The organism is Ignavibacteria bacterium (genome assembly GCA_017303675.1).
Lineage (GTDB): Bacteria > Bacteroidota > Ignavibacteria > Tepidaquicellales > OLB5 > OLB5.
The window spans coordinates 816,139-838,352 of record JAFLBX010000001.1; the positions used below are offsets into that span (position 1 = coordinate 816,139).

Consider the following 22,214-nt stretch of genomic DNA (forward strand, 5'->3'; position numbering starts at 1 on the left):
CCAATTTTATTTAGTTTCTGCGTTTAATTACTTTTGCCGGGATACCAACGGCAACAGAAAATTCCGGAATATCTTCCTTTACAACGGCACCTGCGCCAATAACAGACCACTTTCCTATCTTAACACGCGGCAAAACAACAGCACCGGTTCCTATATTAACACCTTCTTCAAGGTGAACGCCGCCGGTGATATTTACACCGGGTGAGAGATTGCAGAAATCTTCAATTATTACATCATGAGCTATGGTGCAGTGCGGGTTAACATTCACCTGCCTGCCCAAGTGAGAGTTTACGGTTACCGAACTGTTTGCGAAAATTATTGTCCCGTCTCCAAAAACATTATCATGTCCAATTTCAACCGAACGGTGAATTACGGGTCCGGGAAGCAAGCAGCCGAACTCAAGCATCCTTTGAGTAAAGCTCTTTTTGGCTTCCGTGGTGCCAATTGCAGGCAGAATAAAATCAAAATCACTGAAACCTGATTTAATGATATGATCAAGGCTGCCTAAAATTTTAAGCTCACGTGTTACCTTTCCTTCGGAACCCTGAAGAACCGGTTTTCCGCGCTTGGCTTCATCATCATCCAAAAACCCCGTTACAGTATAATTTCCAAAACCGTCCTTAATTTCATTAACCGCCCAAAGAGTTTCCCTGGCAAAAGCGCCGGCTCCCATCATAACTATCTTTTTAGCTGTATTGATTTTGTTCATCAGCTGCAGGCAGTGTTTACAATTGATGTTACTTCTTTAATTTGAACCGGTGTAATATGAACAGAAAGCGGAAGGCATAACACCCTGTGAGATATATCATATGCAACGGGGCATGTAACTTTATTGCCAAATACCATTTCGAGGCTGGGACTGAAATACTCACGGGGATAAATGTTGGCTTTATTAAGCATTTTAACCGCCTTGCTGCGTAATGCGTTATTTTTGAAGATCACCGGAAAGTACGCATAGTTTTGTTCAGCATTAAATTCCTGGTATGAGATCCTGTAATTATTTTTAAGATATTTCCGGTAAAGTAAAAATGCCGCCTTGCGTTTTTTTAGATTATATTTTAAATACTTAAATCCAGCAACACCAAGTGCGGCATTAAGCTCGCTCATTTTACCGTTAATTCCGAGTGAAAGTATTTTATAATTACTGTACCCGAAATTCCTTTTAAAGCCAAGCTCCCTGGCAATATTATCATTATTAGTGAAAACAGCTCCGCCTTCTGCAGTATTAATAATTTTGGTTGCATGAAAGCTCGTTGTGGAAATATCTCCGTATGCAAAAAGAGGCTTGCCTTTATAATTAATACCGATAGCATGAGAAGCATCGTATATTACCTTTAAGCCGTGTTTACGGGCTATTTTATTTATTGCGTCTGTATCACAGGGATTGCCGTAAACATGTACTGCCATTATTGCCCTGGTTCTGCGTGTAATTTTCTTTTCGATCTGTGCGGGATCGATATTCAAAGTACCCGGATCTATATCAGCATAAACAGGTTTGCATCCTTCCCATATTATTGATGAAGTAGTTGCAATGAATGAAAACGGAGTAGTTATAATTTCCCCGGAAATATTCAAAGCTTTAATTGCTGCCTGAAGTGCAATGGTACCGTTATTAATGCATAGAGCGTGTTTGCAGCGGGAAAGCTTTCTTAAGTTCTTTTCGAGCAGCTTAAGATATTTGCCGTCATTGGTAAGTACACCGGTCTTCCAGATATCTTTGAGAAGCTGAGTATATTCGCTCAGCGGAGGAAGAAATGACCGTGTAACATAAAGCGGTTCCTTCATAATGAACTTTCCGGTAAGATGCTCAAAATGTAATTCCTGAAATTTATCAATAAAATGCTGTTAAATTTGGGAAATATAACCAAAATAAAGCGTTTAAAACAGGAATTTGTTCTTTGAGAAAAGTAAATATCCTGCCAGAGTATCTATTTTTTTATTTTGTAGAGTTCATGCTTGGGTGTGCTGAAAATAAGCTCTTTTTTTACGCCAAGTGAATCGACCTGTACATATATCTTTTCAAAACCAAGAGGATAAAAATCCCGTGTTACGATCATATATTTTTCCACGGGGTTAGAGCTTAGCGATTCCTTCATTTTATCAAATGTGCAAACAGGGTTTTCAAGATAGTACTGCGCAACCCAGGTGCCATTATAGATAGTATCTTTTTCACCTGTATATTTTTTCAGGTTCCTGTAAAAATCCTTTTGTGAAGTATCATATACAGGGGTTGTGAAAAGCCTGTTACGGTAACCGTCCAAATCAAACTGAACGCCATCGTTATAGCCTATATATGCATAAATTATGTTTGCAGAAAATCCATATGCCATCAGTAACAATACGGCAGATGCAGAAAATATCCTGACTGCGCGCTGCTGAGCCGGGAACTTCAGAATGAAATCATTATATATTCTGACAGCAAGTATAGCTGCCATCAGGCAAATTGTTATAATGCCCATGAACGGGTTCCGGTAAGTAGTGAGCGGGTATAAAAAGATCCACCACAATACAGTAACAACAGAAAAATAAAACACAGCGCGCTCAAAAATATTTTTTGAGTAATAATAAAATGCGGATGATATAATTATAAACAAAGGTATAGGGAAGAACCTGTTAAAGAGCTGGAATTTATCCAGAATTACAGACCATGACGCGTATGCCGGACCCGCAAAGATATCGGTTATTAATATCATTCTGCGAAGCAGCGTATAATCAAAAATTAAAACAGGGATAGTTCTTATAAAAGAAAACAAGCCCGAGAACAGGATAACATAACCCAGAAGCTTTAAAACGCCTTTGTTCCTTTCGGAAATAAATAAAGCAAGCAAAGTGAAGGTAATGATAAATGCTACCTGGAATTTTGTATGTACAGCCAGAGAAATAAGAAGAGAGGCTATAATTATGTTACGCCTTGATTCCAGATTTTTGCCTTCTGCAAATGCATAATAGAATCCATACAACAGGAATGCTGCCTGGAGCAGCTCTCCGAAATATGAGGAGGCAATAAAGCCGAATCCGGGCTGAACGCAGAGGAAGAACAAAAACAGTACAGCAGCAACAATTCCGTATCTTTTTTTGCTTAACCTGAAAAGAAAAACAAGGGATAGTGCTGATAATATCACCGAAAGTGTTTTGAAGTGCCACACATCTGTTAAATTAAACCAGAACAAAGGAAGTGATGCAACATAATAAGGAAGCATTGCAATGGTATCAACCAGGATTATTTTTTCATTAAGATTAATGTACACAACACCGCTTTGGGCGAAGTATTTTGCGTATTCAAGATATACAGCTTCATCATAACCCAGGTCAAAATGCCCCGCTGCAACGGGGAACAAAACAGCCAGGTACAAAATTACTGCTGCAAAAAGGGTTTTTATGGTAAAGACCCCCAGAAAACCGTTGAAAGCAGACGAAAGAAAACCGGTGAGTTTTTTATAATAAGAGCTGTTATAAAACCAAACTGCTAAGAGCGAAAATACAGATAAAGCAATAAGCGCTGTTAGCTGCTTATAAAAAAGCCTGTTTATTCTATCGGGATTATTAATAGTATAGTTAAAAACGGAATGTAATATTTCAGTTGGTTTAACTATAACGAGAAGAATATATAATGCTATAAACAGCAGGGAAGCCGCTGCGGGCAGCAGGTATTTATTTTTAAACAGAAAATTTTTGATCATGTTAATAACAGGTAATATTTAATTTCATTAAAGATCGTATCTATCTTTAATGTTTTCGTGCTTATATACCAGCGCTGCAATATAAAATGTAATAGACCAGAAGCCCCATAAACCAACCGATAAGCCCGAATAGGCATAGTTAACCACTGTATCAAAAAATAACCTTGAAAGAAAGACCAGAACGAAAAATACCAGCAGGTCATTATAAACAGCATTCTTCATTACCTTAAGACAAAGGATAATGTAATATATCTGGAAGAGCACAGCGAGTATAAAACCTATAAGTCCGTACGCAGTAAGTACAGAAGCCCATCCAACATCTGAAAATCCCCATGCATAAATATTTTCTTCAACAGTTTCGGGTCTGACTACCCAAAGCGGGTGCATACCTATGCCAATGAATATATTACTGTTTTGCCACAGTGAAAGCAGGGCTTCAATGTTGGCAATACGTGTACCAAATGTACCTTCTTTATATTTAATATCTTCCTGGCCCTGTTCAACACGGGCTTCTATAGCTTCGAACAGGTAATCTGACTGCGGCACAAACTTTGTAAATGAATAGAACAAACCGCCTATCAGCAAACTCATAAGTACTATCTGCCTTACAGCTAGCTTCAATTCTTTTTTCTTCAGGGAGTACCATACGATCATAATAAATATTGTTAGCAGGAAGTAAACCCAGGCCGATCTGCCGAATGCAAGGATATGGGGAATAATAAAAAGAATAGCAAGGAAAAGCTGATAAACCCTGAATTTTTTGGTCATCCACTGGTAAATAAATCCCAGGAAGAACAGCTCTCCGTAAAACGTACCGCCGTAAACGCGGAACACCTTTAACCCGCCGGGAAGGTTCTGCTCTGAAATACCTATATCAGGCAAAAAGGCTATACCGGTTACCGCTGAAAGTATATATAAAAAGTTTGAAACTATGGCAACGGGAAGCATTATTTTAACAAGGTATCCGAGGGCTCTGCGTTTAATTAAAAGTAAAAACGGAAAAATCAAAAAACACATCCATATACCTTTGAGCCTGAAAAACAATTCAATGAAGTTGTAATCATACATCATTGAGCTTACAACAAACTGAAAAAGGAAATAGACAAGAAGAATCTTTGGAAGCAGTAAAGCCCGGCTGTGATAATATTTTGAAAATTCCTTTACATTAAACAGAGAGTAAGCCGTAAGTGCATATAAAAGAAAATCCGAAACACGCATATTTCTGTAAACAAAATAAAATTGTTTCGGTATTAACCCAAGGGTACCGTTTTCAATAAAAAAGATAAGGAATATACCCCACGCCAGCAGCTTGGCATTTAGAGTAAGATAGTTCCTTTCTTCCAGTACCTCACTGAACGTGGGCTTATAATCAGGTTTTTTACCCGAGGTAACCCTTAAATTATTTGCAAGTCTTACGACCAAATATCAATTATATTTAAATTCAGCTTATAATTCCCTTCTTCTTATAGTCTTCATACATATAAACCATTACGGGAATATAAATGTTCAAACCGGTGAAAAATCCCCATAGACCCGTTGAAACAAAAACATATGAAAACCCAACCGTGCTATCAAAAACAAGCTTTGAAAACATCAGTATCAGTATAAATGTATACAGGCTAACCTGGGGAGAGTTCCTGATAATTTTGAATGTAATAAAGATATAATAGAACTGGATAATCAGCGTTAATATAAACCCGACCAGTCCGTAAGCAGCCAAAACCGCCGGCCAGGCTACATCGCACAAGGCACCGTAAATGATAGCCTCCTCCCTGGATTCAGGTCCCAGCACCCACATAGGGTGAAACCCAATTCCCAAAAATATATCGCTGTTCATCCAAAGATATACAAGTGCGTTATTCTGCATTATAACCCGGGTACCATAAGTGCCTTCATCATATTTAACGTCATCCTGCGCCTGGAAGACCCTGGCGTTTAATGCATCAAGGTAAAAATCAGATTCAGGGATAAACTTTATAAATGCATAAGAAATGCTTATGCCCATGATAATGAGCAATACTGCCTGTCGCAACAAAATATGGTAGTTTCTTTTGTTCATTGAGTTAATAAGGATCATAACGAGAATAGTAAAAACAAATCCTACCCAGGCAAGCCTTCCGAAAGCAAGTACATGCGGTATTATAAACAAAATCACCAGCCCCATTTGCCATAACCTGAAGCGTTTGGTGATCCAATAGTAAATTATCCCAAGGAAAAAAAGCTCGCCATAGAAAGTTCCGCCAAAAACCCTGAAGACTTCAATATCTCCGGGGAGCCTTTGCTTTATAATTGATACATCAGGCAAAAACGGGATACCCGTTAACGCTGTAATTATATAAAGCAGATTTGAAATTATCGCGACAGGAAAAATTATTTTTATAAGAAAAGGGAATCCGTTTCTTTTAACAAGCAGCAGGTAAGGGAAAACCAGAAACGAGGTCCAAATACCCTTCAGCCTGAAAAAATATTCAACGGGGTTGAACCCGTACCTGACGTAGCTTACAGCAAATTCAAACAGCAAAAATAAAAGAAAAACTTTGGCAACCAGAAAAACTTTGCTTTTATAAAGGTCTTTAATTTCTTTATAGCAGAAAAAAGTATAAGCTACCATACCGTATAACAGAAGGTCAGATATTCTGACACTTCTGTAAACCATATAAAACTTCTGGGGTACCAGCCCCATTGTACCGTTTTCAATAAAGTAGTAAAGGAAAATACATATAGCCAGTACCCTGGCCCGGAGGTTTATAACAAGCTCTTCTTTAAAGAAATTTTCGCTGTAAAGAACGGAGTTCCTATCTGCTTTAACAACAGAAGAGCCAATTACTGGCATACGTTTACCGCGAAAATTATTTATGGAAGTTCTTAGCACCTTATTTCGTTATGGTTGTTCAATATTCAGCCATGGTATTTTTTGATCTTCTGTGAATATTCTTTAACCAGCTGCTCGGCGCGTTTAAGTGTTTTTGCTTCTGCGTTTACATGGAATATCTCTCTTTCGCTATCCGGGATACATAAAACCCATGTGTATTCATCAAAAAATATTTTGATACCGTCAATCATTTGTCTTTTCTTGCCTTCAGAGTCTTCAACCAGTTTGCGCATTATTTTGCCTTTTTGATCAAGGTTACAGAACACATTGTTTTTTGCCATATAAAGCATAGGGGTTTTCTTTTCGATCTCGCTCAGCTTTTTGTGCGATCTTGCTGCCAGCTCCAGGATCTTCATAATGGAGAACATTCCGTCGGTGGCGAACGAAAATCCGGGGAAAATTACTCCTCCTTTTGTGCCGCCGGCAAGCTCAACATCAGGGTCTGAAGTAGAATTCATTATCGCGAAGTGTGAATCTTTAACCCTGACGATATCAGTGAAATATTTTTTAGCGACAATATCAATTTCTCCTGAAGCCTGTATAGGCACTGCGATCTTTTTTGTTTTAGGGTAAAGGCTAAGATACATATAAACCACCAGGCTTAAGAAACGGTCATAACTGAGTATTTTTCCGGTATCATCAACCAGGTAAATTTTTTCACCGCCGGCATCAATTAAAAAGCCGGCATCGTATTTAAGTGAAGTTACTATATATGATAGCTGCTGAAGTGCAGTTTTAAATTCTTCGGGTGAACGTGATTGTTTGGCTGAATCAAGGTGGGAATCCAAAGTAACAAGCTCAATATTAAAATCGCCCAGAATATTCGGCAATATTGTAGAGGTTATACCGTGCGAGAAATTGATAGCTATCTGGAATTTTCTGCGGTTGATAATATCCTTATCAAGCATTGAAATGAACCGTTCCTTATAGCTTTCATATGTTCTTTCGGCGTAATTTATAGAGCCTATTTTATCAAAAGGAATAGGACGGGCATCGTTCGAAATGACTAATCGTTCAATTGATTTAATCTTTGCCGAAGACAGGTCCTTACCATTGGAATCAAAAAAAATGATATCACAGCGTGATGAATCAAACGGGGACTTCCTGACGAATATTCCGCCTGATGCTTTGCCTTTGCCTAGCTCCTGGCGGAGAATCGGAATTGGCGTTGTCTGGTAATCAAGCACAGTTACACCGCTGGAAAGAAGGCCGGATGTAATTGCCCCTTTTATCATGAGTGATACGTTATCAATATCACGGGAGATGAGTATTTTTGACTCGAGTCCCGCAAATACACCGTAAGCCATACCAAGCTTTGCGCTGAAATCCGGTGTTATTTCTATATTGCTTAAGCCGGTGATGCGGGAATCAGTGAACAGGGTATCTTTCCATCTTTCTTCCCATATAAGATTTTTTGTAACAATTGAGTTGCTGTCAACAATTTTTTGCGGCCAGATCTTAACATCACTGCGAATAGTCACATTACTGCCTACAACAACATTACTGCCAAGGAATACATTTTCATTTATTTTGCAGTTAGGCTTAATGCGAACGCCGTCACAAACAACATCATTTGTTACCCTTGAGTTTTCTTCTACCGAAGCATTGTTCCAGAGAATAGAATCTTTTACTACGGCACCGGGGGCAAGATAGCACTTTGCACCAATAACCGAGTTTATTACTTTTGCATTACGTGAAATTTTAGTACCTGCGGCGATAATACTGCCGTTTTTAACCATACCTTTTGCCAAAGGAAGATTAATTTTACCTTTCAGCGCTTCGAGGTTTGTTTTGATATAGTCATCAAGCGAGCCGACATCACGCCAGTACCCTGTCAGTGTTGCGCCATAAAGCGGCATTTTATGCTTCAGCAGGTAAGGAAAAAGGTCTTTTGAAAAATCACAGTCAGCTTTATTGCCTCGGGCTTTGGGAACAAGTCCCAGTGTTTCTTTTTCAAGTACGTATATTCCGGTGTTGATGGTATCACTGAATACTTCTGACCAAGAGGGTTTTTCAAAAAACTTGGTAATTTTACCGTCTTTATCTGTGAGGACAATACCAAACTGAAGCGGATTTTTCGCGCGGGTCAATACAAGTGTTGAAACTGATTTTCTGTTCTCATGGAATTTTACTGCCTGAGAGAGATCGAAATCAGTAACAACATCTCCGCTTATTATAATGAACCTGTCGTTGATAAGTTCATAGCCGCAGTATACCGCTCCGGCAGTACCGTAATCTGCATCCGGCTTTACATACTGTATCTTAACGCCGAACTTTTTGCCGTCTTTAAAATAATCCCGGATAATTTCAGCCTGGTGGTAGAGGATCATAATAATATCTGTGATCTCATGCTTTTTTAAGAGTTCAATAATATGCTCAATGATAGGCTTATTTAAAAGCGGAGTCATTGGTTTTGGAATATTTGCCGTAAGCGGTCTTAGCCTTGTGCCGAAGCCGCCTGCCATCACAACTGCCTGCATATAGTTTTTTCCTTTAGCTTAAATTTTTAGCACTGACACAGTCAGCGCACTCCAACGAAAAACAAAAGCAACGAACAATGAAAAGCAAACAAAAAACAAGGTTTTCAGTTTACACATTTCACGTTTGACGTTTCACGTTAAGACTTACTTATTTTCTTTCTTCTTATCAAAATCGAAATTCACATCAGGGGCTTTATCGGTGCCCGGGGCTGACTTGAAGTACTGTTTTTCCTTAAAGCCCATAATTTTTGCGGTGATCAGGGTTGGGAACCTGCGGACTGAAGTATTATACTCCTGCACAGCTTCGTTGAATTTTTTGCGCTCTACCGAAATTCGGTTTTCTGTTCCTTCAAGCTGAGACTGCAGCTGGAGGAAATTTTCATTTGCTTTAAGCTGCGGGTAATTTTCGGCAACCACAAGCAGGCGCGAAAGCGCACCTGAGAGCTTATCCTGTGCATCAGAGAACTGTTTGAATTTCTCTTCATCAGAAAGGTCATCGGTTGAAAGCTTTATCTGTCCTACTCTTGAACGAAGCTCTGTAACTTCCGTTAAAACGCCTTTTTCAAAATCAGCATAACCCTGAACAGTTTTAACTAAATTCGGGATAAGATCAGCCCTGCGCTGGTATTGGTTTTCTACCTGAGCCCAGGCCTGGTTTACTTTTTCATCCTGTTCAACAAGCGAGTTATAACCGCATCCTGAAAACGATGCAATTATGATTAAAAATAAAGATAAATTGAAAATATATTTAATTTTGGGCATAATTTTAGTATAATTTTAGGGAAAATTACGAAAGATAGTAATTAAATACAATTTGAAAAAATTTGCGGGAAAATGAGGTAACACAATAATTTATCCGCTAAAAGATTTGCGGATATTTATCTTTGGGCAGATTTCAGTTTAAATTTACTTTACAAACGAAATAGTTGGACGGTAATATTCTTTACTTTGAAGGTTTACATAATAAACCGAGGCAAAGAAGATCAACAGGAATAGTATTACCTTAATTATTTCGAATTTAAAGAATTTAATGAATCTGAAGATCGCAGAGCCGGTAATAAAATTTTGAGGGGCTTTTAAAGCTGCTGTTATGTTATGCATTGATATAAAATATAAAATATTTTTTACACTTTCAAATACAAATTTTGTTAAAATTAATAAGTAAAATATTATGATTATGTTAAGATGCCGTTATAAATGCCGCTTTAATGTTAGAACATGTTTACCGGTCTTAGTGACAGTTCCTTATAAATTCGGGGAGTTTTTTAATTCGGTAATTTTTCTGATAAGCCAACCCTTGCTGTTTAAATACTTTTGTTTTTCTACATCTTTTAATAGAACTATCAGCTCATTTGCCGGCTTGTTTCCGGTTCTGAATCGCGTGATAGCCCTTAGATATTTTATATAGTTTTCATGCCTCTTTAAAAGGAGCGTATTCATTATATCTGAGTTATTGACCATATGAAGGTATGTATCAAGCAGAGAAAACAACGGTTCTATTGAGTTTGTTTCATAGTAGATTTTGGATTGAATATTCTTCATTTCAATTTTATAAATAAATTGATCCGTTTTAACCAGGCTAATATGGTCAAGGGCTTTATCAAAATTTTTATTAGTAAATTCCACCTTTGCCATTCCGTAATTAAATAAAGTTTCTTTGTATTTGGGTTCAAGTTCTTCTAAATACTCATTTATGAAATTTCTTATCCACTCGGTCTCTTTGATACTGATTCCAACAGAAATAACATTCCTGAAAAACCTTCTGGGCATGAATTTTAATTCACCGCCTGTGAAATAATACAGTTTCTCTTTTAAAACGATTTTATAGATCTCAAAACTTTCCCTGAGCCATTTTGTATCTCCTCCCAATGTTTTAGCAATGCAGATACCAAGTAAGTTTATATAACACCTGTTTTTTAGATCTTTATCAAGTTTATCATAGTTTTCTGTAACTAAAGCCCTGGCTTTAAAATAATAGCTGTCGTTTTCGGGATGTTTGTTTGCCAGCAGCAGGAAATAGTATATTTTCAGCAATACAGTATTATCGGGGCTGTCTCTTTCAAGTACGGATATCATTTTTTCAAAAGGGGTAATTTTTAAAATGCTGCCAAAGCTGCTTTTAGTATATTTTTCGTTAGAAAAATTTACAGTGCTCAGCAATTGATTTTCTGCCTGTATAAGCATATGAAGATAGTACCTTACGAGGAACAAATTACTTTTGTTTATTGCTGAATACAGCCTTGACCGCTCATCATTGATAAAATAGTGATCGTAGATTTCTTCGTAAAAAGAATATTTTTTAAAGTAATCCATGAAACCGATTTTATCTTTATCAAAAGAAGAAAGAACTTTATTTATTAAAAGATCAGCTTCATTTTTTAAACCTTTAAGGCTTAACTCTCTTGTCAGTATTGTTTGTTTTCTGTGTAAATCTTTTTTTAGGTCTCTGTGAACCAAATAATCTTCAGCCAACGAATATAAGCCGGAAAGCATAGTGTTAATTACTGTTTCTTTAAAAGTTTTTCCGGGAAAAATCTTTTTATAAAGGTTTTCTTTTATAAGATTTTGCGATTTATACTCGGGTGAGAATTTTTTTAATGCTTTTATTAACGGAATATAATTTCGGCTTTTATTAAAGTAAGGTGATGCCGCAAATTTCTCAAAACCTTTCCACTCTTCCTTAGAAAAAGTTTTAAGTAACCTGAATATCTTGTTTTCTTTCAAAAATCCTGTTTAAAATATTTGTTATAAAATAACGAAACCGGGCAAAAAACGCAATATATTTGGAATTTCTTTCTCAAAATTTGTTTAAAAATGAACAAATATTTCTTTGCTGTGCACATACACGATGCACTATCTTCGCAGTGTTGCACAATTGTGTGCACTAAAATAAAACTTCAAAATGCAGGAAGAAAATTTCGAAATTAAAAAGACTGAACTTAGGACAGCAAGAGGATACAGGCTTAAGCTTTCAACTCACCAAATGATAAAAAGTCTGCAGGAATTAACCGGCAGCGATGCTGATACGGTACTTACAGAATCAGTACTCCTTATGTATAAAAAGGTTATAGCAGAAAAAGAAAGTAAAACAAAAATAAACATAATCTCATAAGGAGGAAATATGAGAAATTTTGTAAAGAAACATAAAATATTAATTTCAGGGATACCGATTTTAACCGGTATTATAACGGCTGTATTAATTCTGCTCTCACATGATAAGGAAGTAAAATTCAAAACGTACGATGCTGAAGGAAATGAGATAGAAATTACAGAAGAACAGCACCGTAACAGAATAAAAAAGCAAAAATCGAGTGAAGTTAAAGGTAAAATGGTTCATCTTGCTCCTGGATACGAAGAGTTTATGAAGAGCTACACCCAGGAAAAAATGATTCAGAAAATGAATGAACATTTGAACATGCCTTCAGAAAACGATCCCGGTGATATGCCTGTAAACAACTGGATCTTTAAAGGACCTTACTCGGCTGATTCCAGAACATGGCCGGGAATGAAAATTTGCGGGAGGATCAGGGATCTTGAAATTGAAGGTGTGCCAAGCCTTAGGGCAGCAAGCGCTACCGGAGGTTTATTCAGCAGTGTTCTGATCTTTCCTTACCCGGTAAGCGATAATATCACAACATTAAGTATAGGCGCTTTTGCTACAAATCCGTCTGATTCTGCTATAATACTGCTTGGAACCGGCGAGCCGGAGTATTATCCCGGAAACGGTATGTGGAGAACGACCAATGGAGGCCAAACATGGAATCAGATTCCATCGAACTATATACCTCAATCAGGGCAAATCAGAGAAATAAGATTTCAGCCCGGAAATAATAATATAGTTCATGCCGCCGGGAACAATGGCTACTTCAAATCAGTTGATGGCGGGGTTACATGGTCTCAAAAAGTTTCAGGTAATATAACCAGCCTCGATGTTCCAACATCATCATCAAATATAATTTTTATTACAAAAAGAAATGATGGTGTATATAAATCAACCAATTTCGGTGAAAATTTCAGCAGGCAAAACAATTATCCGTTAACTGGCGGTAATTTAAAAACAGCCAGTGTTTCGATTGCTTATTCAAATATCAACTACGTTTATGTAACCGCCTCCGGTGATGATGGATTAACAAGAGGTCAACACCGGACCACAGATGGAGGAGCAACATGGCAGGATATTACATATAGAGTGAGCGGTAATGTTGTACAGATTCACGGTACTAACGGTCAGGGTGACAGGAATAACTGCATAGGTGTTTCGCCAACTAATCCAAATCTTGTTATAATAGGCGGAGTTGACGGAATCAGATCAACAAACGGTGGTGCATCATGGGCTTACATTCCTTTAAATATCGGCACAGTTCATGATGATTTTTGTGTGATAAAATGGCACAGCAACGGCAATTCAGTTTATATTGGTACAGATGGGGGCATTTCACATTCTGTTAACGGTGGGGCAACATTCAGTACTGTTACAAGTATTTTTCCGGCGATGCAATTTTGGGGAATAGATGCTGCAGCCAATAGTACAGGGTTCGTTATTACCGGCGGTACACAGGATAACTCAATTGTAAATTCATCAAATAATGGAAGTTCATGGTTTGTTTCTTCAGTTTGGGATGCAAGCCATACTACTATTGATAAAAATAATCCCGCTGTACAAATGTCAACACTTTTTTCAACTTCTGCGCATTCTGTATACAGAACAACTAATTACGGTTTAAGCTGGTCTGATGTCACTGTTCCGTTTTCAAGCATTTATGGAGGAATGATCAGGAATGATAATGTAAGCCCGGTTTGGTATTACGTAAACCGCGGAAACAGGGTCTATGTATCAACTAATATTGGTACAAGCTGGTCTCAGGTAGGCGCTTCTTTTCCGGATGCTTATGTAGCCAACATAAGTGTTGGAAGGTATTCTGCTCCTTATGCACCGTTATACGCGGTTCTGCCGAATACAACAACAAGAGTTTTGCTGTTTGACGGCTCAAATTGGGTTCAAAGAAATTCCGGTCTCCCGACAGCCAATATGAGTGTTATGGGACAACACCCTACAAATAATAATATTGCATTAATTTCAACAGCTTACGAAAGTTATCCGGGTCAAAAAATATATAAAACTACCAATAAAGGGGTCAGCTGGACGAACATATCCGGAAATTTTCCGAATTTTAGCATTACATCGCTTATTTTGCATCCAACTCTGAACAATGTTATGTTTGCCGGTACAACCTGGTGGGGTGTATATAAAACAACTGATGGCGGCTCAAACTGGTTCAGGTGGATGAACGGTATGCCCCAAAGCCAATGGGTTGAAGCATTAGCGTATGTTGACAGCAGTTCAATTAATGGTAAATTTTATGTAGTTGCAGGTACTCATGGAAGAGGCGCTTATGTAAGGGAGTCTGGCGGCGATGACCCGCTGACAGGCAATAACAACAACAATACCAGCCTGCCAAAAGAGTATTCATTGAATCAGAACTATCCTAATCCATTCAATCCTTCAACAAGGGTTGATTTTGATCTGCCTGTTAGTGATGTTGTTACATTGCAGATATTTGACATCACAGGAAGGCTGGTGAAGGAGATCATGAACAATAAGCTGTATCCGGCCGGAAGCCATTCATTTAATTTTGATGGCAGAGGACTTTCCAGCGGAGCATATTTCTACAGGATAACTACTCCGAAATTTACAGATGTGAAGAAAATGGTATTAGTAAAGTAAAAACTATGTTCAGCAATAACAAAAAGTCCCGCTTTAACTCCGCGGGACTTTTTTGTTTACACAATATTTATTAAATAACTTAAATTTATTTTATAAGAACCATTTTTCTTGTTTCGGCAAATCCATCTGTTTCAAGCTTGTAAAAATAAATTCCGCTTGCATATTTTTCCGCATTCCAGTCGTAATTATAAGTACCGGGAAGCAGATTTTGATTTATAAGTACTTCTACAACTTTACCGGTAATATCCATGACGGTTAAGGAAACTGCTGAAGCTTTTAGAATATCAAACCCGATATTAGTAACCGGATTAAAAGGATTTGGATAATTTTGCTGCAGGCTGTAATTTTTGGGAACTTCAGTTGAAATATTCTGAATACCTATTAAGCAGTTAGCCTGTGAATACCTTAACCTTATAGTATCACCCGGCATTGGACCAAAACCAACAGCGTAGGAAATTCCTCCGCCTAATCCTTCACAAAAATGACAATAGCTCATAATAGTACCATATCTTGGACTGTAGCATCCGTTACTTTGTGGCTGAGGAATACATCCTTCGGGAAAACCATACTGGTTTGAATTTTCGGGTGTTATAATACAGGTATCAATTGGTCCCCCGGGCCACATGCAGGCATGTGTATGCCTTGAGCCTACATTATGTCCCATTTCGTGTGTTACAACAGATACTGTCCATGAATACTGCGGATACGGCAAGTAGCTGGTTTGGATAACACTTACAGCATAAGAACCCGAAGAATCGGCGGGATTATATGGTTTACATAAGCTTCTGATGTGTGCGATACCTCCGCTTACATCTGTTCTTGTTGAAATTAAATGTGCTATATGGCTGCCGGACATATTGTTCTGGATCTGTGCACCAAACCTTTGCCTCATATTGTAAGTATCGTATCCTATCATCGGGTCGGGGCTGTTGTAATATAATATTGAACCAATTTCCATAGGAATGTTTTCATTCTGGTAAAGAGTTTTTGTGACAGCAAAAAAGCCGTTAATGTAATTCACAAGCGTAGTTGTGTTTTGACCAGCATCTAACCACATTTGGTAATCTGCAACAAATAAAACTTTAACCGGATTATTAACCATATTCATTTGGGGAGTTTCACCTGAAACATGGTTAGCTTCAACCGGAAAAGTTGATTTTTCTTCTAATCCTTCAAGCTTGCAGACAAAAGGATTACTTTTGTATAAAGTAAAATCATTATAATAAATATAGTCACCGGGGGAGCTTTCTCCGTTATTAACAGGACCCAGCACCCAGTTTCCGTTTTCATCAGAAACAATACCTTCTATATGATCTTCAAAAATGCTGATTACGGCAACTGAACCGCCGTTTCCTTTTATTATGCCGTTGTAATGCAGAGAGTTTTGTCTGAAAGACTGTTCTTTATAAATTCCTGATTCAAAAGAGTATATTTTAAAATCATCAGAAAGTGGTTTAAAGGCAGTCAGTTCAAGTTCAATATTTTTGTTGCCGGCAGGAAAAATAAAATTTATGTTGCTGTATTTAGCTGATAAAAATTCTGACAGAGCCTGCCTGTTAATTTTTAAGAATTCGCTTTGATAGGCAAATTCGCCGCGGGCTTTTTGGTTCACCGGAGCAGGAGAAAAAATTTCTATATTGCTGAAATACTCATTTCCTTTTTTTAACGCAATGGTTTGAGCAGCAGTTTTATTGGATTTAAGCAATTCTCTTAAATAAGAATTTTGAGGAGTATTGTTTGTATGTCCGGGGTTATTACTGAACCCTATAAAAAAAGCAACCGATGCAAACAAACATAAAACAAAAAAAAAGCTGAAAAAACCGGTTTTAAATTTATTCATAGTTAATTTATTGTTTAATTTTATTAATCGTTAATTTTCCTTTTGATTTTAAGCCCGAATAAGTAATATGGCTCCAGTTGCCCGTTGAGGGCTTACCGGATGCCTCTATGGTGAAATATACGTTATCATCTGTTGCATCGGGGCAGAATTTAATTCCTATTAGTCCGGTACTTTTATCATAATTCGTTTCTGTTTTGCATCCGGCAATTTTATTATTAATGTAAAAATCACCGGCAAATACAGTATCAATGTTGATAACTGATGACAAATTTCCGGAATTGTTTAATTTAGATATCAGAATATCGCCTGAATGTATAAGCCCTTCAGCAGAGTCAAGCATACTGTAGTAATATTTACCTTCCGGGTTATTGCTTTTCTTTTTATCCGAAGACGCTGAACATGAAATAATAGCAAAACAGAATATCATAAACAAAACAATTAACATATAATTGCCGGTATTTTGCAGAAATTTAGATATCATCATTATTTTTCCTTTGTAAATGAAATTTTTCAGAGTTATCCAGTTCTTTAAGCAATAACAGGCAACAGCGGTTTAAAAGCTTATCATGATCATAACCTGTAATATGTTTAAGGTTAGCTATCAGGTTGTGAGTTGATTTTGTCAGCCTGTATCCTTTTGAAATCCTTATTTTATTTATATTTTTTTTAATCATCAAAACGGATTGTGCACTTTTTAGTGCACTTAAGTGAAAATAATAAAAAATTCCGGTGCACTCCAAAGAAAAATTTGAATAATTGTGACAGTTAAATGTAAACCGCAATAACAGAAATTTAATAAAAAGAGATGATTTTTGGCATTTTTAGCGCATATAAAATTGACGAATTTTAGGGTATAAAAATTACCGGATATAATTGCATTCACTCAAAATTACTGAAATTCTGAAGACATTTTCAGTAAAGGAACTGAAAGAATTTGAAAAATTTATTTCCAGCCCGTTTTTTTCCAGGGGAAGAAATGTTGTGCCAATTTATAAAGCAGTAAAAAAATTTTACCCTGCGTTTAATGATAAAAAATATAATAAAGAAAATATTTACAGACTTGCGTATAAAAATAAAAAATTCAGCAGCCCTGTATTCAGAAGGCTGATTTCGGACCTGACTTTGCTTGCAGAAGAATATTTAAGGTATTTATGGTTCAATTCTGAAGGTATAGAGCGCGAAATAGCCTTAGCGTGCGGATACTCACGGAAAAAGAAATTTAAACTAATGGCTCCTTCCCTTAAAAAGCTTTCTCAGCGGCTGTATACTATGCAGATTGATCAGGATTATTTTGAATATTTATATCAGCTGCAGTGTATGTATGTACATTACTATCAATGTACCAGCGATAACTACAGGCTGCATTTAAGAAATTGTATCGATAAAGGCGAATTTCTTGTATTAAACGTTTTAAGCAGGCTGGCGCAGATACTGCATGATAATTTTGTTCTTAAACACGCGTATAACTGTGATTATGAAGAAAATATTCTGAATGCGTTTAAAGATAATTTTTCAATTGAAGGTTTTATTAATATGGTTTCCCGCAAAGAAGGCAGGTATAATAAAATTATCAATTTTTATTCTTCATTAATAAAACTTTATATTGATGCAGAAAAAAAGATAAACAATAAAGTGCAGGAAATTGAAGATGATTTTATGATGTCTTTCGGCAGCCTTAAAGAAATTTATAATGAGCTTTATTACAGCGAAAGAAATCTTGCCGGCGTAATATTAACTACATACTGTACACTAAAGATAAACGAAGGACTGGATGTTTTTGTGAAGCATATTTTTGAGCTGTATAAATTTACGCTTCAGGAAAATATACTGCTTTACAACGGTTTTATTCCTTACCAGATATATCTTGATTATATTTCAAAAGCAATTTTTCTTAATAAAACAGAGGATGCAGAAAACTTTATAAATGAATATACGGAAAAGCTAAACCCTGAAGTAAAAGATCTTGCCTATGGGCAAAGTATGGCAATGCTGATGCTGAATAAAAAAAATTTTACGGGCTCTCTGGAAATTTTAAAAAAAATAAAACCTTTTGATTTAAAAAACAAATGTGAAATCAGAATACTGCAGGCGGTAAATTTTTATGAATTAGGATACTATGATACCCTTGAGCATTTTATTGAAACTACTTTAAAGATGCTTGAAAAAAATGAAAATATTACAATCTACAAAAGAAAAATATATGTTCCGTTTTTTTCTTATCTTAAGAAGTTGATTAAATTGAGATACAAAAATACAGATAAAATTGAAGCAGAATTATTGATCAATAATATTAACTCCGAAAAATACTTTTCTTACAAAAAATGGCTGGTGGAAAAATTTAAAGAATTTGTTTGAAAGCAAATAATAAGTTAAATTAATAAATCAGTTCCTAATCGCCGTATTTAATTATTTTCACTTTCTCCTCGGTTATCAGAGAGCTTCCGATCATACCGGTTTCTTCAAATACATCCTTAAGACGGTTGATGTTATCTTCCGTATCGGCAATTTCTATTACTATTGGCAGATCGCTTGATAACTCAATCAGGTCGCTGGTATGGATAAGGCTTGCCCTCCCAAATCCTGTGATGCCCCGCAGAACGGTAATGCCCGCATATTGATGTTCCCTGAGATAGTTCGTCAAATATTTGTAAAGATTTTTGCCTTCATATTTATCGCTTTCGCCTATAAATATCCTGAGCAGTGTACCGGTGGATTCTTTTTGCATGATCTTTATTCCCGCAATGCAGGAACCCCTTAAATTTACGCTTTCAGTAAGAATTGCGCCAAGAATTTAAAATCATTTTGTTATTACAACACCACTATATATAATAACAGGAATTACAATTTATTTGTTGCAGAAAACGATCATTTTGCAATCAGTATGGCAAGCTCCTTGCCCGCATATACTGCGGCTATACAAAGAATTACGTTTAGAGCGATGTTAAGGGCAAACAGCATCATCTGGTTAAGCTCCATTAGGCGGAAAGATTCATATGCAAAGGCTGACATTGTAGTGAATCCGCCAAGCATTCCAATGGTTATAAAATCACGCATTTCCGGAGAAATATTTCTGCCAAGTGAAACGGAATAGATAATAAATCCTAATACAAAACTACCCAGAATGTTGACTGCCAGCGTGCCCAAGGGGAAAGCAGGCAGAAGGTTGTTTATATACCGCGATAGTAGGTAACGCGATACCGCGCCTATGAATCCGCCGAGACCTATGTAGAGTATATTCAACATAATTCAAAATTAAATATATAAGAGCGAATATTAAAGGGAGAAGAAAGAAAAGTCTAGCATCACTTTTAATTGACTTAAAAATCCGGAAAACTTTTATGAAATTATTAATGATGAAAGCTTCGACTGAACATAAAACATCTCTGAAGGAAATCGCACTGTTATTTCTGAAACTGGGAATAACAGGCTTTGGCGGGCCCGCCGCGCATATTTCTATGATGAGGCATGAAGTTGTATTGAAAAAAAAATGGCTAACCGAAGAGCATTTTCTCGATCTCGTAGGCGCGACGAACCTCATACCCGGACCCAACAGCACAGAAATGGCAATTCATATCGGAAGGGAAAAAGCCGGCTGGAAAGGGCTTCTGACCGCTGGTGTCTGCTTTATAATGCCTGCTGTGATAATAACAGGAATTATTGCATGGTTCTACAGTCAGTACGGAGCATTACCCGAAGTGCAGGATTTTTTATTCGGCATTAAGCCTGCTATAATTGCAATAATCATTGTAAATATTTATCCACTCGCCTTAAAGGCAGGTAAATCAGTTGTACTGGTTCTGCTTGGAGTGATAGCCGCAGTATTGAGCCTTCTTGGCTTCAATGAAATTATGATAGTGTTTGGTGCAGGTATTGTTTCTTTGTTGATTTCTTTTTTAAAGAAAGGAACAAAAGGAAACAGGCTTAATTCAATTATCCCGATATTTGCAGCGGGTTTCCTGCTGCAGGGCGCGCCGGGAAATTTTTCTTTGTTCTTAATATTTCTTAAAGTGGGTTCAATTCTGTACGGCAGCGGTTATGTGCTGTTCGCATTTCTGGAAAGCGAACTTGTAGCTGCGGGTATTTTAACTCAGCAGCAGCTGGTTGATGCAATTGCCGTAGGGCAATTCACCCCGGGGCCGGTATTTTCCGCCGTAACTTTTATTGGCTGGCAAATTAACGGTATTGAAGGAGGGCTTGTTTCAACGCTTGGAATATTCATTCCATCATTTTTGTTTGTAGCATTTCTTAACCCGCTGGTTAAAAAAATGCGCACATCAAAGGCTTTTTCTGCAATACTTGACGGAGTTAATATAGCTTCGGTTGCATTGATAGCATCAGTGTGTTTCATGTTTGGCAGAGAGGCATTTGCAGATTGGCGCGCAATACTGATAGCTATTGTATGTCTTATAATATGTTTCAGGTTTAAAAATCTTAATACTGCCTGGATAGTACTTGGCGGCTCACTTGCGGGATATATCCTTCTTTTACTTTGATCTTTCTTTTAGCCAGCCTTGCCAGTACAGCCATATTTACAAAAAAGCCAATAATAGCAACTCCGTTTATCATTCCCGCCCAGTGTTTATAAGCTGCGGATTCCGGTATAAAAGTAAAAACTCTGAATACCAGCGAAAGATTTAAAAGCGCATACCATATATAAAGAGTTTTACCGAACGGACTGAAGTTCAGCTTAAGCACGGCGGGCAAAATAACAGGCGCATGTGCAAATATCATCATAAACACAAAGCCAAGAAAGAAAGCATGTAAAGAAGCATCATAAAATGAACCGATGTATGCGCCGAGAGCGAAAAATATCCCGGTAAAAAATAACCATAAATAGCCGGTAATAAGCAGCAGCCCTGAATAGAAGCTCTGCCCCGGTTTTTTTAGCGAGTGTTTTGCCATATCAAACCTGAAGAGCCATAATGCAGCTCCGGCTAAAGAAAAAGCAGAAATAATGCTTCCGGCTGATGAATGGAACGGAAGAAAAATACTGACCACGAATAAAACTATAAGAGCTGTTAATACTGCCTGCTTTTTAGAAGCATTTTTCAGCAAAACAAAACGCGAAAGCTCCAGTCTTTCACCGGTAATTGTAAGGAATAAAAACGCTATCCACCACATAACCACAGAAGGGTAAAATGAGGTATTAAATAAAACAGCGCTTCCTGTTAAATAACACAAAGCACCTGCCATCATGATCAAATTTTGTATTCCTTTATATTTTACATACACAAGGTAATATATGCCTGTTAATCCAGCTCCGCCAAGTATCAGAAAAAAATATGCCGCCTGAGGCATTGAAAGCAGAAAAAATATAATGCTGATTGAATTTATCGCAGGAACAAGTAACGCAATTTTATTTGGATAGCTTACGCTTCGCTCTATACAAATAAGGGTGCCTAAAAACGACCCAACCATTAAAGCGCCATGCTCACCAGAAGGAAGCGAAACCGGCAGGTTCCATCCTATACGGAACCAGCCTGAAAATATTCCAGTAAGCAGGCTTAAAAGGACAAGGGGAAGTATGAAGATATGTTTATTTTTCATCTTATTTTCATTTATCTGTTCAAATTTACACTGATATTATTTCAGTTCATTTGACTTATATCAATTGAAA

Annotated in this window: 19 protein-coding genes; 4 read left to right on the top strand and 15 right to left on the bottom strand. The window is 37.1% G+C overall.

Annotation, left to right across the window (positions count from 1 at the left end):
- Positions 1 to 10 precede the first annotated feature (10 nt).
- From J0M37_03740 to J0M37_03780, 9 genes are all read right to left on the bottom strand, one after another.
- Positions 11 to 709 carry a NeuD/PglB/VioB family sugar acetyltransferase gene (locus tag J0M37_03740; protein MBN8584182.1) on the bottom strand — a complete coding sequence of 233 codons (699 nt, stop codon included), beginning with the start codon at positions 707 to 709 and terminating at the stop codon, positions 11 to 13.
- Positions 709 to 1,785 carry a DegT/DnrJ/EryC1/StrS family aminotransferase gene (locus J0M37_03745; GenBank protein ID MBN8584183.1) on the bottom strand — a complete coding sequence of 359 codons (1,077 nt, stop codon included), beginning with the start codon at positions 1,783 to 1,785 and terminating at the stop codon, positions 709 to 711. The genes J0M37_03740 and J0M37_03745 overlap by 1 nt, the downstream gene beginning before the upstream one ends.
- Positions 1,786 to 1,928: 143 nt before the next feature.
- Positions 1,929 to 3,680, bottom strand: coding sequence for a hypothetical protein (locus J0M37_03750; GenBank protein MBN8584184.1), 1,752 nt, complete (start codon positions 3,678 to 3,680; stop codon positions 1,929 to 1,931).
- A 27-nt stretch (positions 3,681 to 3,707) separates the two neighbouring features.
- Complete coding sequence (locus tag J0M37_03755) at positions 3,708 to 5,102, bottom strand: hypothetical protein (GenBank protein MBN8584185.1); 1,395 nt, start codon at positions 5,100 to 5,102, stop codon at positions 3,708 to 3,710.
- Positions 5,103 to 5,121: 19 nt separating this feature from the next.
- Positions 5,122 to 6,513 carry a hypothetical protein gene (locus J0M37_03760; protein ID MBN8584186.1) on the bottom strand — a complete coding sequence of 464 codons (1,392 nt, stop codon included), beginning with the start codon at positions 6,511 to 6,513 and terminating at the stop codon, positions 5,122 to 5,124.
- Between the two features lie 65 nt (positions 6,514 to 6,578).
- On the bottom strand, positions 6,579 to 9,032 hold the full coding sequence (locus tag J0M37_03765) for an NTP transferase domain-containing protein (GenBank protein MBN8584187.1): 2,454 nt from the start codon (positions 9,030 to 9,032) through the stop codon (positions 6,579 to 6,581).
- A 144-nt stretch (positions 9,033 to 9,176) separates the two neighbouring features.
- Positions 9,177 to 9,794, bottom strand: coding sequence for a LemA family protein (locus J0M37_03770; protein ID MBN8584188.1), 618 nt, complete (start codon positions 9,792 to 9,794; stop codon positions 9,177 to 9,179).
- A 144-nt stretch (positions 9,795 to 9,938) separates the two neighbouring features.
- Positions 9,939 to 10,133, bottom strand: coding sequence for a hypothetical protein (locus tag J0M37_03775; GenBank protein ID MBN8584189.1), 195 nt, complete (start codon positions 10,131 to 10,133; stop codon positions 9,939 to 9,941).
- A 144-nt stretch (positions 10,134 to 10,277) separates the two neighbouring features.
- Complete coding sequence (locus tag J0M37_03780; GenBank protein ID MBN8584190.1) at positions 10,278 to 11,756, bottom strand: hypothetical protein; 1,479 nt, start codon at positions 11,754 to 11,756, stop codon at positions 10,278 to 10,280.
- A gap of 178 nt (positions 11,757 to 11,934) precedes the next feature.
- On the opposite strand from J0M37_03780, the gene J0M37_03785 reads away from it, so the two are divergent.
- Positions 11,935 to 12,144: a hypothetical protein gene (locus J0M37_03785; GenBank protein MBN8584191.1), complete on the top strand. Its 210-nt coding sequence runs from the start codon at positions 11,935 to 11,937 to the stop codon at positions 12,142 to 12,144.
- Positions 12,145 to 12,153: 9 nt separating this feature from the next.
- Positions 12,154 to 14,757: a T9SS type A sorting domain-containing protein gene (locus J0M37_03790; GenBank protein MBN8584192.1), complete on the top strand. Its 2,604-nt coding sequence runs from the start codon at positions 12,154 to 12,156 to the stop codon at positions 14,755 to 14,757.
- A gap of 85 nt (positions 14,758 to 14,842) precedes the next feature.
- On the opposite strand, the gene J0M37_03795 is transcribed toward J0M37_03790, so the two are convergent.
- The 3 genes from J0M37_03795 to J0M37_03805 are packed head-to-tail and all read right to left on the bottom strand — an operon-like array spanning position 14,843 to position 17,274.
- A complete protein-coding gene (locus tag J0M37_03795) occupies positions 14,843 to 16,597 on the bottom strand; it encodes a zinc-dependent metalloprotease (protein ID MBN8584193.1) in 1,755 nt (584 codons plus the stop codon).
- A 7-nt stretch (positions 16,598 to 16,604) separates the two neighbouring features.
- On the bottom strand, positions 16,605 to 17,081 hold the full coding sequence (locus J0M37_03800) for a hypothetical protein (protein ID MBN8584194.1): 477 nt from the start codon (positions 17,079 to 17,081) through the stop codon (positions 16,605 to 16,607).
- Entirely contained in the window at positions 17,068 to 17,274 is a 207-nt protein-coding gene (locus tag J0M37_03805) for a hypothetical protein (protein ID MBN8584195.1), read from the bottom strand. Before J0M37_03805 ends, J0M37_03800 begins: the two co-directional genes overlap by 14 nt.
- 196 nt (positions 17,275 to 17,470) lie before the next feature.
- Between J0M37_03805 and J0M37_03810 the strand changes: the two genes are divergently transcribed.
- Positions 17,471 to 18,952 carry a hypothetical protein gene (locus J0M37_03810; protein ID MBN8584196.1) on the top strand — a complete coding sequence of 494 codons (1,482 nt, stop codon included), beginning with the start codon at positions 17,471 to 17,473 and terminating at the stop codon, positions 18,950 to 18,952.
- A 34-nt stretch (positions 18,953 to 18,986) separates the two neighbouring features.
- On the opposite strand, the gene J0M37_03815 is transcribed toward J0M37_03810, so the two are convergent.
- Complete coding sequence (locus tag J0M37_03815; GenBank protein MBN8584197.1) at positions 18,987 to 19,322, bottom strand: DUF190 domain-containing protein; 336 nt, start codon at positions 19,320 to 19,322, stop codon at positions 18,987 to 18,989.
- Between the two features lie 140 nt (positions 19,323 to 19,462).
- A complete protein-coding gene (gene crcB / locus J0M37_03820) occupies positions 19,463 to 19,840 on the bottom strand; it encodes a fluoride efflux transporter CrcB (protein MBN8584198.1) in 378 nt (125 codons plus the stop codon).
- 110 nt (positions 19,841 to 19,950) lie between these two features.
- Between crcB and chrA the strand changes: the two genes are divergently transcribed.
- On the top strand, positions 19,951 to 21,090 hold the full coding sequence (chrA, locus tag J0M37_03825) for a chromate efflux transporter (GenBank protein ID MBN8584199.1): 1,140 nt from the start codon (positions 19,951 to 19,953) through the stop codon (positions 21,088 to 21,090).
- Here the strand turns inward: chrA and J0M37_03830 are convergent.
- On the bottom strand, positions 21,029 to 22,144 hold the full coding sequence (locus J0M37_03830) for a hypothetical protein (GenBank protein MBN8584200.1): 1,116 nt from the start codon (positions 22,142 to 22,144) through the stop codon (positions 21,029 to 21,031). The genes chrA and J0M37_03830 overlap by 62 nt on opposite strands.
- Between the last annotated feature and the right edge of the window lie 70 nt (positions 22,145 to 22,214).

What these genes read in the sequence shown, in the direction of transcription:
- J0M37_03740 (MBN8584182.1), bottom strand. Translation starts at nt 709, where the DNA reads ATGAACAAAATCAATACAGCTAAAAAGATAGTTATGATGGGAGCCGGC.
- J0M37_03745 (MBN8584183.1), bottom strand. Translation starts at nt 1,785, where the DNA reads ATGAAGGAACCGCTTTATGTTACACGGTCATTTCTTCCTCCGCTGAGC.
- J0M37_03750 (MBN8584184.1), bottom strand. Translation starts at nt 3,680, where the DNA reads ATGATCAAAAATTTTCTGTTTAAAAATAAATACCTGCTGCCCGCAGCG.
- J0M37_03760 (MBN8584186.1), bottom strand. Translation starts at nt 6,513, where the DNA reads ATGCCAGTAATTGGCTCTTCTGTTGTTAAAGCAGATAGGAACTCCGTT.
- J0M37_03765 (MBN8584187.1), bottom strand. Translation starts at nt 9,032, where the DNA reads ATGCAGGCAGTTGTGATGGCAGGCGGCTTCGGCACAAGGCTAAGACCG.
- J0M37_03770 (MBN8584188.1), bottom strand. Translation starts at nt 9,794, where the DNA reads ATGCCCAAAATTAAATATATTTTCAATTTATCTTTATTTTTAATCATA.
- J0M37_03775 (MBN8584189.1), bottom strand. Translation starts at nt 10,133, where the DNA reads ATGCATAACATAACAGCAGCTTTAAAAGCCCCTCAAAATTTTATTACC.
- J0M37_03785 (MBN8584191.1), top strand. Translation starts at nt 11,935, where the DNA reads ATGCAGGAAGAAAATTTCGAAATTAAAAAGACTGAACTTAGGACAGCA.
- J0M37_03790 (MBN8584192.1), top strand. Translation starts at nt 12,154, where the DNA reads ATGAGAAATTTTGTAAAGAAACATAAAATATTAATTTCAGGGATACCG.
- J0M37_03795 (MBN8584193.1), bottom strand. Translation starts at nt 16,597, where the DNA reads ATGAATAAATTTAAAACCGGTTTTTTCAGCTTTTTTTTTGTTTTATGT.
- J0M37_03800 (MBN8584194.1), bottom strand. Translation starts at nt 17,081, where the DNA reads ATGATGATATCTAAATTTCTGCAAAATACCGGCAATTATATGTTAATT.
- J0M37_03815 (MBN8584197.1), bottom strand. Translation starts at nt 19,322, where the DNA reads ATGCAAAAAGAATCCACCGGTACACTGCTCAGGATATTTATAGGCGAA.
- crcB (MBN8584198.1), bottom strand. Translation starts at nt 19,840, where the DNA reads ATGTTGAATATACTCTACATAGGTCTCGGCGGATTCATAGGCGCGGTA.
- chrA (MBN8584199.1), top strand. Translation starts at nt 19,951, where the DNA reads ATGAAAGCTTCGACTGAACATAAAACATCTCTGAAGGAAATCGCACTG.
- J0M37_03830 (MBN8584200.1), bottom strand. Translation starts at nt 22,144, where the DNA reads ATGAAAAATAAACATATCTTCATACTTCCCCTTGTCCTTTTAAGCCTG.